Genomic DNA, 11,761 nt, shown 5'->3' on the forward strand with positions numbered 1-11,761 from the left:
TGTTGGCAAAAGGGTGATGAGCGAATAATGCCCGTTGTCCACTCCCCAACAGAATCCAACAACCTTCTCTTTTATATAAATAGGATATTGGTCTGTGCATGACTCGTCCGTGATCGATCCCGGTGTGACGGCACCGCTGCTGAGCGTCCTGCTCGGCGCTGTCCCGGCGCGTCCGCCCCTCTGGCTGATGCGTCAGGCCGGGCGATATCTGCCGGAATATCGGGCTTTGCGCGCCGAGAAGGGCGGTTTCCTCGATCTTTGCTATGACAGCGAGTCCGCGGCCGAAGTCACCTTGCAGCCCATTCGCCGCTTCGGGTTCGATGGCGCGATCCTGTTTTCCGATATTCTGGTGGTCCCCCATGCTCTGGGTCAGGATCTCTGGTTTGAGGCCGGGGAAGGACCGCGCCTTGCCCCGCCGCTGGTCGAGGGCGAGCTGACAAGTCTCGTACCGGCACCGCAGCGGCTGGCGCCTGTCATTGACACGGTCAGGCGCGTGAGGGCCGCGCTGGCCCCGCAGACGACGTTTCTGGGCTTTGCGGGCAGTCCCTGGACGGTGGCGACCTATATGGTCGCCGGGCAGGGCAGCAAGGATCACGCGGCCGCCCGTCGCATGGCCTATCAGCAGCCGGCGAAGTTCGGCGCCATCATCGATGCCGTTATCGAAACGACGGTCGATTATCTCTCCGACCAGATCGCGGCCGGCGTGGATGCCGTGCAGCTTTTCGATAGCTGGGCCGGTTCGCTTAGCCCGGCACAGTTCCGCCAATGGGTGATCGCGCCCAACGCGCGTATCGTCAAAGCCTTGAAGCTGCGCCATCCCGATACGCCGATCATCGGCTTTCCAAAGGGGGCAGGGGCCAAACTCGTCGACTATGCGCAGGAAACCGGCGTCGATGCGCTGGGTCTCGATGAGACGCTCGATCCGGCCTGGGCGGCGCGTGAATTGCCCGCCCATCTGCCGCTGCAAGGCAATCTCGATCCGCTGGCGCTGATCGCGGGCGGCGAGACGCTGGATCGGGCGGTGGACGCCATTCTCGAGGCTCTGTCCGGCCGGCCGCACATCTTCAACCTGGGTCATGGCATCTTGCCAGACACGCCGATTGCCCATGTCGAGCAACTGGTGGCGCGCGTTCGCGGGTGATCGGCGGCTCTTGGAAAACGCAAACCAGCGCCTCGCACCCCGTTCCAATTCCTGGCTGGCTGGCCTAGAAGGCTTGGCGATCGCGCGCGGTTGTTGAAGCACGACGAAGAGGTTCAGTCTCCATGTCCATCCTGCCCGGCATCGGCTTTCTTGGCGCTGCTTATCCGTGGGTTCTTGCCGCACATGTGATCTTCGTCATCTTCCTGATGGCTAGCCTGTTCATGATCCCGCGCTACTTCATCTACCATCATCAGACCGAGCCCGGCTCGGCCGAGGATCAGGCGTGGATCGAGCGTGAGACGCGAATGAAGCGCATCATCATGAACCCCTCGATCATACTGGTCTGGGTGCTGGGCCTGCTGCTGGCCTTTCAGACGGGGGCCTGGAGCGAGGGCTGGTTCCATGCCAAGCTGCTGCTGGTGATCATCCTGTCGGGCTTTCACGGCTGGATCGTCGGCTATTCCAAGAAGCTCGCGCGAGGCTTGCGTCCCTGGCCGGAAAAGCGCCTGCGCATGATCAACGAGGTGCCGGCGCTGCTCGTGACCCTGATCGTCATTCTGGTGATCGTCCGCCCGTTCTGAACGGACCTTGCGAGCGGTGAGACGGCCATCGCTCTGCGCTTGACTTGGAATCGGCCAGTGCGTAATTCGGGGCGTTCCCTTTACAGGCGCTGACCTATGCGCCTGATTGCCCTCTCCAGGCATTCCGGCACAGTCATATTCCCTTTATTTTCACTCCCGCCGTCGGACCCAATCCATGCATCTTAAAGATTTGAAGCGCAAAGCCCCGGCCGAGCTGGTCGCCATGGCCGAGGAACTCGGCGTCGAGGGTGCCTCGACGCTGCGCAAGCAGGACCTCATGTTTGCCATCCTCAAGGAGCAGGCGGAAAATGGCGAGCAGATCATGGGTCTGGGCACCATTGAGGTGCTGGCCGATGGCTTCGGCTTCCTGCGCAGCCCTGAGGCGAATTATCTGGCCGGCCCGGACGACATCTATGTCTCGCCCAATCAGGTCCGCAAATTCGGCCTGCGCACCGGTGATACGGTGGAAGGCGAGATCCGCGCGCCCAAGGATGGCGAGCGCTATTTCGCGCTGACCAAGCTCGTCTCGGTCAACTTCGACGATCCCGATGTGGTCCGTCACCGCGTCAATTTTGACAATCTGACACCGCTTTATCCCGACGAAAAGCTGCGGCTCGACACGCTTGATCCCACGATCAAGGACAAGTCGGCCCGTGTCATCGACATTATTGCGCCGCAGGGCAAGGGCCAGCGCGCGCTCATCGTGGCGCCGCCGCGGACCGGCAAGACCGTGCTGCTGCAGAACATCGCCAAGGCGATCACCGACAATCATCCCGAGGTCTTCCTGCTGGTGCTGCTCATCGACGAGCGGCCGGAGGAAGTCACGGACATGCAGCGCAGCGTGAAGGGCGAGGTGGTTTCCTCGACCTTCGACGAGCCCGCTACGCGCCACGTTCAGGTCGCCGAGATGGTGATCGAGAAGGCCAAGCGCCTTGTCGAGCACAAGAAGGATGTCGTCATCCTGCTCGATTCCATCACGCGCTTGGGCCGCGCCTACAACACCGTCGTTCCCAGCTCCGGCAAGGTGCTGACCGGCGGTGTCGATGCCAACGCCCTGCAGCGCCCGAAGCGCTTTTTCGGCGCAGCGCGGAACATCGAGGAGGGTGGCTCGTTGTCGATCATCGCCACGGCACTCATCGATACGGGTAGCCGCATGGACGAAGTGATCTTCGAGGAGTTCAAGGGCACCGGTAACTCGGAAATCGTCCTGGATCGCAAGGTCTCGGACAAGCGCATCTTCCCGGCGCTGGATGTCGGCAAATCCGGCACCCGTAAGGAAGAGCTGCTGGTCGAGAAGGACAAGCTCTCAAAGATGTGGGTGCTGCGTCGTATTCTCATGCAGATGGGCACGATCGACGCGATGGAATTCCTGCTCGACAAGATGAAGGATTCCAAGACCAACGAAGACTTCTTCGCCACGATGAACCAGTAACGCATTTCAACAGGGGTTACGCGCTGCCATGGCTGAAATCTGGTCACATATCGTCTCGGACGTCTCCACGCTGTTCTCGGGCGATATCAGCGCCTGGTCCGCGTTCGTCAAAGTTCTGTTGATCGACGTCGTCCTGGCCGGGGACAATGCCATCGTCATCGGCGCGCTGGCGGCGGGATTGCCGGCGCATCAGCGCCGGATGGTCATCTTCATCGGTATCATTGCCGCGCTGGTGCTGCGCATCGCCTTTGCGCTCGTGGTCACGCAGCTCATGCAGATCATCGGGCTGATTTTTGCCGGCGGCATCCTGCTCCTGTGGGTATCCTGGAAGATGTACCGCGAGATCGTGCAGGGGGCAGGACACAATGCCGGCTCGCCTGAGGTCGAGGGTGACGAGCATTCCGGGCTTCGTCCCGCGAAGAGCTTCATCGGCGCGGCTTGGGCTGTGGCGGTTGCAGACGTCTCCATGAGCCTCGACAATGTGCTGGCGGTGGCCGGTGCAGCCCGCGAGCACCCCGGCATTTTGATGATCGGCCTGGTCTTCGCGGTCGCTCTGATGGGCATCGCTGCGAATATCATCGCGAAATATATCGAGCGCTATCGTTGGATTGCCTGGATCGGATTGCTGGTCATTCTCTATGTGGCCGCGACGATGATCTACACCGGCATCACAGACAAGGATATCGGGCTGCTCCAGCTCTTCGCCTGAGCCGAGAGGCAAATCGCTAAACAGGAACCGGCAGCGCTCAGCAAAAGGAGCGCTGCCGGTTTCCTTGTTTCTGGCTCACCAGTGCCGGGAGATAATCGCCGGCCGAGGGCAATTTGCTAGCGAAATGAGCTCCGATGCGGCATGTCAGACCCACCCTATCTGGCGCGGAGCTCTGCCATCATGAAGTTCAAGGTCGATGTTGAGTGCACCCCGGAAGAGGCACGGTCGTTTCTCGGTCTGCCTGATCTGAAGCCGATCCATGATCTTTATATTCAGGCGGTACTCGATACGATGAGCGGCCAGACCAACCTTGAGCAGATGGAGCGGATGTTCCGCAGCATGTCGCCGCTGGGTGATGCAGGCATGAAATTGTTTTCCAGCCTCATGGATATTGGCATGGGCGCGGCGGGCGCTGGCTCTCCTTCAAAATCCAAGAATGACGGCTGAGTTTTCCACGTGGTTTGACGGTCGATGACGGATCGGGATACGATTTTTGCGCTCTCCAGCGGGCAGCTGCCCGCGGCAATTGCGATCATCCGGGTATCTGGGCCTCTTGCTCTTGAAGCTGCTCACGCCATAACTGGCCGGGACGCACCAGCGGCTCGGCAAGCGACGTTGCGGCGATTTTTCGATCCGGCGAATGGCGACTTGCTCGATGAAGGTTTGCTGATTTGCTTTCCCGGGCCAAATACAGAGACCGGCGAAGACATGGCCGAATTCCAATGCCATGGCTCCCATGCGGTGGTGCGGGCGTTGGAAGCCGCTCTGGCTGCCATGCCGGGCTTTCGGCGGGCAGAGGCGGGCGAGTTTACCCGGCGCGCCTTTCTGAGCGGCAAGATGGATCTCGCCGGCATCGAAGGTCTGGGCGATCTGATTGCGGCCGAGACGGCGCTGCAACGTCGCGCTGCCATGGCGATGATGGGCGGAGCGTTCTCGCGCAAGATCGAATCCTGGACGACAGACCTTCGACTGCTCGCCGCACAGATCGAGGCTCAGCTCGATTTTTCCGATGAAGGGGACGTATCGGGCGCGGACCTCGCGCGCATCGCAGCCGCAGCGATTGAGATCAGCGCAGACATGCGTAAGGAACTGCAGCGTCCCTCCGCGGACCGATTACGCGATGGTATTCGCGTCGCCATCAGCGGTCCGCCCAATGCTGGCAAGTCGTCCCTGTTCAACCAGCTGGTTGGACGCGATGCTGCGATTGTCTCCCCTCATGCGGGAACGACCCGCGATGTGATCGAGGCGTCAGTCGCCCTCAATGGCATCGCATTCGTGTTGTCTGACTCGGCGGGGCTGCGCGAAGCCGGTGACGAGATCGAGCAGATCGGCATCGGCCGCGCGGAAGCCCTTTTGGCCGAGGCCGACATCGTGCTGTGGCTAGGGCGGCCTGAACAGGCGCCCCCAGGTCGAGGGGAATTGGTACAGGTCGCACCGAAAGCCGATCTTGCTCTCGCAGATCGCGAGGCATCGAGCCTGCACGTGTCGAGCGTGACAGGGGAGGGGATTGATTCTCTCGTTGAGGAACTGTGTGCGCTGGCCGGCAGCATGCTGCCGGCGCCCGGCGATTATGCGCTGTCACAGCGGCAACGAGCTGTCATAAAACGAGCGGGTGATGCTTTGGATGCCTGCACAGGTGAGCCAGACGAAATCCTGGTTGCAGAAAATCTTCGTCAGGTGCTGGCCGCTCTGGATGAATTGACCGGACGCACCACGACTGAGCTTGTACTGGACGAGGTGTTTCGCGGCTTCTGCATCGGCAAATAGGGGGTGTTTGTTCCACGTGGAACATCGGCCGGCCCCGCAATGCTTTGACGCTCTTTGATGTGGCCGCTAGGGGCTGGGACATGAGCAAGCATGCGCAAGCCATGTTCAATGTCATCGTTGTCGGCGGTGGCCATGCCGGCACGGAAGCTGCGGCCGCTGCCGCGCGCCGAGGCGCGCGTGTCGCTCTGGTAACGGCCGATCCGATCCGCATCGGGGAAATGTCCTGCAATCCTTCCATCGGCGGGTTGGGCAAGGGCCACCTCGTACGTGAAGTGGATGCATTGGATGGGTTGATGGCGCGCGCCGCAGACAGCGCCGCGATCCATCGCCGAATGCTCAATGCCAGCAAGGGCGCCGCTGTTCGCGGCCCGCGTGTCCAGGCCGACCGCCGGAAGTACCGCGCAGCCATTCAGAGTATGATTGCGGCGCAACCGGGCCTCTCGGTCATTGGCGGTGAAGTGGCGGCATTGGATGTCGGTTCTGCCGGGGCTTTGAGCGGGGTTGTGCTCGCGGATGGACAGAAGCTGGGCGGACAGGCCGTTGTCCTCACGACCGGAACATTTCTGGGCGGCCTGATGTTCAGGGGCGCGGAGCGAGTTGTCGGTGGGCGGATCGGTGAGCATGCCGCGAGTGCCTTGGCTCAGCAGTTGCGAGACCTCGATCTACCAATGGGCCGCCTCAAGACGGGGACACCGGCCCGTCTGAATGGACGCACGATTGATTGGGCCCGGCTGGAAGAGCAGCCGTCAGATCTCGACGCCTGGTCGATGTCCTATTTAGGTCTGGTTGAACGCGAACAGCTGCCGCAACTTCGCTGCGCCATCACCCGGACCAACGGCGAAACGCATCGCATCATTCGCGATAACCTCGGCCTCTCACCCTTGTTCTCTGGCGATATTGAGGGGAGGGGACCACGCTATTGTCCCTCAATCGAGGACAAGATTGTCCGCTTCGGAGACCGGGAGGGCCATCAGGTCTTCCTCGAGCCCGAGGGTCTGGATGATCATCTTGTCTATCCCAATGGCCTGAGCTCGTCCCTGCCGACGGATGTGCAGATTGCATTCCTCCGGTCCATGGAAGGGCTGGAGCAAGTCGAGGTCGCCGTTCCCGGCTACGCGGTCGAGTATGACCATATCGACCCGCGCGCCTTGGATCGGACCCTTTCGCTCCGTGAGATGCCTGCGCTCTTTCTGGCCGGTCAGATCAATGGCACCACCGGCTATGAGGAGGCTGCGGCACAGGGGCTTGTGGCTGGCGCGAACGCTGCCGCTCATGCCTTGGGTCTTGATCCTTTACTGCTTGACCGGGCAGAAAGCTATATTGGCGTTCTTATTGACGATCTCTGCCTGCAGGGGATCACCGAACCCTACCGAATGCTGACCGCGCGCGCCGAGTTCCGGCTGCGACTGCGTGCGGACAACGCTGCAACGCGCCTCACGCCGACGGCCGTTCGGCTTGGCTTGGCAAGCGCTACCCGAATGACTTGTTGGCACGAGCGGGAGGAAGCACGCGCGGCGCTCGCTAACGTGTTGGAGAAGCAAGTGTCCGGCACTGATTTACGCGCGGCAGGGGCAAATGTTCGCGACGACGGTGTCCGCAGATCCCTCGCTGAGTGGGCTCGTTTCCCGGCAGTGGCGCGCGGGCATCTCGCCAAATATGCGCCGGCCCTGGAAACGGGAGAAGACGGCCTTGTCGAAGAGCTTTTGCAGGACGCGATCTATGCGCCTTACGTCGAAAGGCAGGACGCGGAAGTGAGGGCCCTCCGCGCCAATGACGCCATTGCGCTGCCCGCCGACCTCGATTTTTCTGCGGTCGGCGGTTTGAGCACAGAGATGGTCGAACGGTTGACCCTTGCGCGCCCCGAGACGCTTGGTGGTGCCGCCCGGATCAGGGGAATTACGCCGGCAGCTTTGGCCGCGCTGCTCGTCGCAGCGCGGACGGGCCGCGCCGCATGACGGAGGAAGAGGCGCAAGCGTGGCTCTCCGATCAAGGCTGGTGGGATGGTCCAACCGGGGATAGGCTGCGGACTTTTGTGGACCTCGTACTGGAAGAGGCCGGCCGGCAGAACCTCATTTCTGTTGGGACCAAGGCATCCATTTGGGCGCGGCATATTGTAGACTCCGCCCAGTTGCTAACTCATGCGGTATCCGATCAAACGCCCGCCGATGGACTGTGGCTGGACCTCGGAACCGGCGCTGGGTTTCCGGGCCTGGTTATCGGCTGCTTGCGCGAGGCGCCGATTCGTCTCGTAGAGGTCCGTCCCTTACGAGTCGCTTTCCTCAAACGCTGTGCCGAAGCTCTCGATCTTGGTCACGTGGAGGTGGTTCAATCCAAGGTGGAATCGGCCGGATTTGATCGGCCCGCCGCGGTGATCAGTGCTCGCGCTTATGCGCCTTTGGATCGACTGCTCGCCACAGCGCATCATTTGGCGGACGAAAACACAATCTGGCTGCTTCCCAAGGGCCGGAGCAGTGAGAAGGAACTGGAAATTGTCCAACCGGACTGGCAAGCTGTGTTTCACGTGGAACAAAGCGTCACGGACGCCGAAAGCGCCATTCTAACAGTCCGCCAGCTGAAAAAACGTGTCCCGGTCAGAGCGACCGATAAAAAGCCGGTCAGTTCGAGACGGAATGGCAAGAGGCGCAAAGCGGCAGCGACGTCGGCGAGGCCAAAAGGACAGTCATGATCAGCATTGCAATCGCGAACCAGAAAGGCGGCGTTGGCAAAACCACCACGGCGATCAATCTCGCTACTGGCTTGGCTGCCACTGGTCACCGCACCCTGCTGATCGATCTTGATCCGCAGGGCAATGCCTCCACGGGGATGGGGGTCACGACGAAGGATCGCGCGCGGTCGAGCTACGATCTTCTGATGGGGGACTGTGAGCTTGACGATGCGGTGATTCGCACGGTCGTGCCGGGCCTAGACCTCATTCCTGCCACACAGGATCTCTCTGGGGCTGAGATCGAACTGATCGATGTCGAGCAAAGGACCCATCGTCTTGCCAACGCTTTAAACAATACGGAGGCCGGTCGTTGGGAGGTCTGCCTGATTGACTGCCCGCCGTCGCTAGGGCTGTTGACGGTCAATGCCATGGTCGCGGTGCAGTCGATCCTTGTGCCGCTGCAATGCGAGTTCTTTGCCCTTGAGGGCCTGTCGCAGCTGCTGCAGACCTTCGAGCGCATTCGGGCGCGGTTCAATCCGGACCTGTCAATCCTCGGCGTGGCGCTAACGATGTACGATCGCCGGAATCGGCTGACCGATCAGGTCGCGGACGATGTGCGGGCCTGTCTCGGCGACCTCGTGTTCAAGACGGTCATCCCGCGCAACGTGCGCCTCTCGGAAGCCCCCAGCCACGGGCTGCCCGCCCTTATCTACGACATGCGCTGTGCCGGATCGGAAGCCTATATGGCGCTCGCGCGCGAACTGATCGAGAAGCTTCCCAAGGAGACCGTAGCGGCATGAGCGACGCAGATGTATCCGGCAAGCCGCGTCGTTTGGGGCGTGGTCTTTCTGCCCTGCTCGGTGAAGCCGAACGCGACGTATCGGTTTCCGAGGAGGGCCGGGCTGGGGCGGATAGCGGGACAAGCGATGCGGACCGGCCCAAGGCCGTGCGCTTCCTTGAAATCGTGCGCGTGTCGCCTCATCCCGATCAGCCGCGGCGACATTTTGATGAAGGTGCGCTCTCTGAACTCGCAGACAGCATCCGCGAGCGGGGAATCATCCAGCCCATCGTTGTGCGACCGCTTGGGAATGATCGCTATCAGATCGTCGCGGGTGAGCGGCGCTGGCGGGCCGCGCAGAAGGCGCAGCTTCACCAGATCCCCGCGATCGTCCGCGACTTCACCGAGGCGGAGACGCTTGAGATCGCGCTGGTTGAGAACATCCAGCGCGAGGAGCTGAATCCGATCGAGGAGGCGCAGGCCTATCAGCGCCTGATCAATCAGTTTCACCACACCCAGGACGCGCTGGCCCGGATCGTCGGCAAGTCGCGCAGCCATATTGCGAACCTGATCAGGTTGCTGGATCTGCCGGAGCCTGTTCAGGAGTTGGTGATGACCGGGGCCCTGTCCATGGGGCACGGGCGCGCCCTTATCGGCTCCGCCGATTGCGCGGACCTGGCGAAAGATGTTGCGTCAAAGGGCCTTTCCGTCCGCGAAACCGAGCGCTTAGTTCGCTTGGCACGTGAAGGAAAATCGGCGCCACGTGCTGAGGCGCGGCCCGCGTTGGGCCGTGATCCCGATCTGATCGCCATGGAACAGCATCTGTCTGATCTGCTCGGCCTGCGCGTCGGCATCAATCATGAGGGCGGGAAAGGCACGCTGACCCTGCAATATTCCAGCCTCGAACAGCTGGACATGATCTGCCAGAAGCTGACCGGCGGCGGCTTCTAATCGCTTCCTTCGGGCGTCAGCGCCGCTTGGCCAGCGCGTCGAACGCCTGAAGGTCGCGCAGAAGCGCTGGCAGGTCGCGCAACGGCACCATGTTCGGGCCGTCGCTCGGCGCGCGGTCAGGGTCTTCATGCGTTTCGATGAATATGGCCGCGACGCCGATTGCAACCGCAGCGCGCGCCAGCACGGGCACGAAGCGTCGTTCGCCGCCTGAGCTTTCTCCTCGTCCGCCCGGCTGCTGGACACTGTGGGTGGCATCGAACACGACCGGGCAGCCGGTTTCTGCCAGAAGGGGGAGCGCCCGCATGTCGCTGACCAATGTGTTATAGCCAAAGCTCGCGCCGCGTTCGGTCAGCATGACCAGATCGTTTCCGGCACTGCGCAGCTTGCGCACGACATTCGCCATGTCCCAAGGGGCCAGAAACTGCCCCTTCTTGACGTTGACGACGCGGCCGGTTGCGGCAGCAGCCAGCAAGAGATCGGTCTGGCGGCAGAGGAAGGCCGGAATCTGGAGGACATCCACCACCTCAGCGACTGGCGCGCATTGCGCCGCATCATGCACATCAGTGATCACCGGGCAGCCGAACTGCGCTTTCACCTCTGCAAACACATCCAGCGCTTGGGCTAGGCCGATGCCGCGCGGCGCATCCACGGAGGTGCGGTTCGCCTTGTCGAAGCTGCTCTTGTAGATGAGCGGCATTCCAAGCGCGCTGGTCATCTCGACAAGGGCCTGCGCCGTCTCCAGCGCATGCGCCCGCGATTCCATCGCGCATGGCCCGGCGATCAAGGCGAGAGGGCGGTCATTTGCGATGCGCATCTGCCCTATGGTGATGCTGCGCGGTGCTGTCTGTGTCATGCATTCCGCATAGCTGGACTGCGCGATCCCGCAAAGCCTGCGCAGCGCCCACGCATCACAGGGGAGGCTGGCCGTTTATCCCTTCTGCTCCCAGACAGGCGGCGAGACCCCTGCGATAATCTGGAAACCGCGGCTCCCAGCCGAGCAGGCGTTTCGCCTTGCCATTCGCGACACGCCGGTTCTCGCTATAGAAAGCCCGTGCGGCCGGAGACAGGCCCGCATCTTCCAAAGATTGCATGGGCGGGACAGGAAGGCCGAGGAGGGCACAGCCGAACACAATGACGTCATTCTGCGAACAGGGCATGTCGTCGGCGAGATTATAAACGCCTGAGCGCCCGGCCATGCCGGCCAATATGCCAGACACGATATCCTCCACGTGGATTCGGCTAAATATCTGATCAGGGAGATCTATTTTGCGGGCCCGGCCCTCGCGAACACGATCCAGGGCACTGCGCCCCGGGCCGTAAATGCCGGGCAACCGAAACACCCGAACGCGCGCGCCAAGATTCTGCCACGCTAGATCAGCAGCGGCTCGAGCATTGCGCCGGCCTTTGCCGACGGGTGCACTTTCATCCACCCATGCGCCGCCGGTATCCCCATAGACCCCGGTCGACGACAGATAGCCGATCCAACCGGCAGGTGCTTCTTCCAGCAAGGCACCATAGTGCTGCAGCACTGGATCGCCTTCGTCCGTTGGAGGAACAGAGGACAGGATGTGGGTCGCCCGGCGCATGGCGTTTGTAACCGCCGCGTCGTCATCGAATGCGATCGTGCCGGCACGCCCGGTCGCCTCGACCGTCCAACCGCGCGATCGGAGCGCCTCGGCGAGCCGTGTAGCGGTGTAACCAAGTCCAAAGATCAGCATGTGGGGCATCAGGTCGAGT

At 62.0% G+C, this 11,761-nt stretch carries 12 protein-coding genes; 10 read left to right on the forward strand and 2 right to left on the reverse strand.

Going from position 1 to position 11,761, the window contains the following annotated elements:
- The first annotated feature begins 94 nt into the window (after positions 1 to 94).
- The 10 genes from hemE to M2331_RS15350 all read left to right on the forward strand — a co-directional run bounded on the left by hemE (position 95) and on the right by M2331_RS15350 (position 10,024).
- Positions 95 to 1,141 (forward strand): uroporphyrinogen decarboxylase, encoded by a 1,047-nt coding sequence (gene hemE, locus M2331_RS15305; protein WP_413716075.1) that lies wholly within the window; start codon positions 95 to 97, stop codon positions 1,139 to 1,141.
- A 140-nt stretch (positions 1,142 to 1,281) separates the two neighbouring features.
- Complete coding sequence (locus M2331_RS15310; protein WP_181561573.1) at positions 1,282 to 1,722, forward strand: CopD family protein; 441 nt, start codon at positions 1,282 to 1,284, stop codon at positions 1,720 to 1,722.
- A gap of 175 nt (positions 1,723 to 1,897) precedes the next feature.
- The gene (gene rho, locus M2331_RS15315) at positions 1,898 to 3,154 is read left to right on the forward strand and encodes a transcription termination factor Rho (RefSeq protein WP_181561074.1); all 1,257 of its coding nucleotides are present in this window, start codon (positions 1,898 to 1,900) and stop codon (positions 3,152 to 3,154) included.
- Between the two features lie 28 nt (positions 3,155 to 3,182).
- Positions 3,183 to 3,863: a YjbE family putative metal transport protein gene (locus M2331_RS15320; RefSeq protein WP_181561075.1), complete on the forward strand. Its 681-nt coding sequence runs from the start codon at positions 3,183 to 3,185 to the stop codon at positions 3,861 to 3,863.
- Between the two features lie 180 nt (positions 3,864 to 4,043).
- Positions 4,044 to 4,310, forward strand: a complete 267-nt coding sequence (locus tag M2331_RS15325) for a DUF6489 family protein (RefSeq protein WP_181561076.1) — start codon at positions 4,044 to 4,046, stop codon at positions 4,308 to 4,310.
- 24 nt (positions 4,311 to 4,334) lie between these two features.
- Complete coding sequence (gene mnmE / locus M2331_RS15330; protein WP_181561077.1) at positions 4,335 to 5,630, forward strand: tRNA uridine-5-carboxymethylaminomethyl(34) synthesis GTPase MnmE; 1,296 nt, start codon at positions 4,335 to 4,337, stop codon at positions 5,628 to 5,630.
- Positions 5,631 to 5,710: 80 nt separating this feature from the next.
- On the forward strand, positions 5,711 to 7,585 hold the full coding sequence (gene mnmG, locus M2331_RS15335) for a tRNA uridine-5-carboxymethylaminomethyl(34) synthesis enzyme MnmG (protein ID WP_264592422.1): 1,875 nt from the start codon (positions 5,711 to 5,713) through the stop codon (positions 7,583 to 7,585).
- Entirely contained in the window at positions 7,582 to 8,316 is a 735-nt protein-coding gene (rsmG, locus tag M2331_RS15340; RefSeq protein WP_181561078.1) for a 16S rRNA (guanine(527)-N(7))-methyltransferase RsmG, read from the forward strand. The genes mnmG and rsmG overlap by 4 nt, the downstream gene beginning before the upstream one ends.
- The gene (locus M2331_RS15345) at positions 8,313 to 9,095 is read left to right on the forward strand and encodes a ParA family protein (RefSeq protein ID WP_181561079.1); all 783 of its coding nucleotides are present in this window, start codon (positions 8,313 to 8,315) and stop codon (positions 9,093 to 9,095) included. The genes rsmG and M2331_RS15345 overlap by 4 nt, the downstream gene beginning before the upstream one ends.
- Positions 9,092 to 10,024 carry a ParB/RepB/Spo0J family partition protein gene (locus M2331_RS15350; RefSeq protein ID WP_181561080.1) on the forward strand — a complete coding sequence of 311 codons (933 nt, stop codon included), beginning with the start codon at positions 9,092 to 9,094 and terminating at the stop codon, positions 10,022 to 10,024. Before M2331_RS15345 ends, M2331_RS15350 begins: the two co-directional genes overlap by 4 nt.
- Positions 10,025 to 10,040: 16 nt before the next feature.
- Here the strand turns inward: M2331_RS15350 and kdsA are convergent, their stop codons facing one another.
- A complete protein-coding gene (kdsA, locus tag M2331_RS15355) occupies positions 10,041 to 10,877 on the reverse strand; it encodes a 3-deoxy-8-phosphooctulonate synthase (RefSeq protein ID WP_181561081.1) in 837 nt (278 codons plus the stop codon).
- Positions 10,878 to 10,932: 55 nt separating this feature from the next.
- On the reverse strand, positions 10,933 to 11,751 hold the full coding sequence (locus tag M2331_RS15360; protein ID WP_181561082.1) for an SDR family NAD(P)-dependent oxidoreductase: 819 nt from the start codon (positions 11,749 to 11,751) through the stop codon (positions 10,933 to 10,935).
- Between the last annotated feature and the right edge of the window lie 10 nt (positions 11,752 to 11,761).

Source organism: Sphingobium sp. B10D7B (genome assembly GCF_025961955.1).
In the GTDB taxonomy this organism is placed as follows: Bacteria; Pseudomonadota; Alphaproteobacteria; order Sphingomonadales; family Sphingomonadaceae; genus Sphingobium.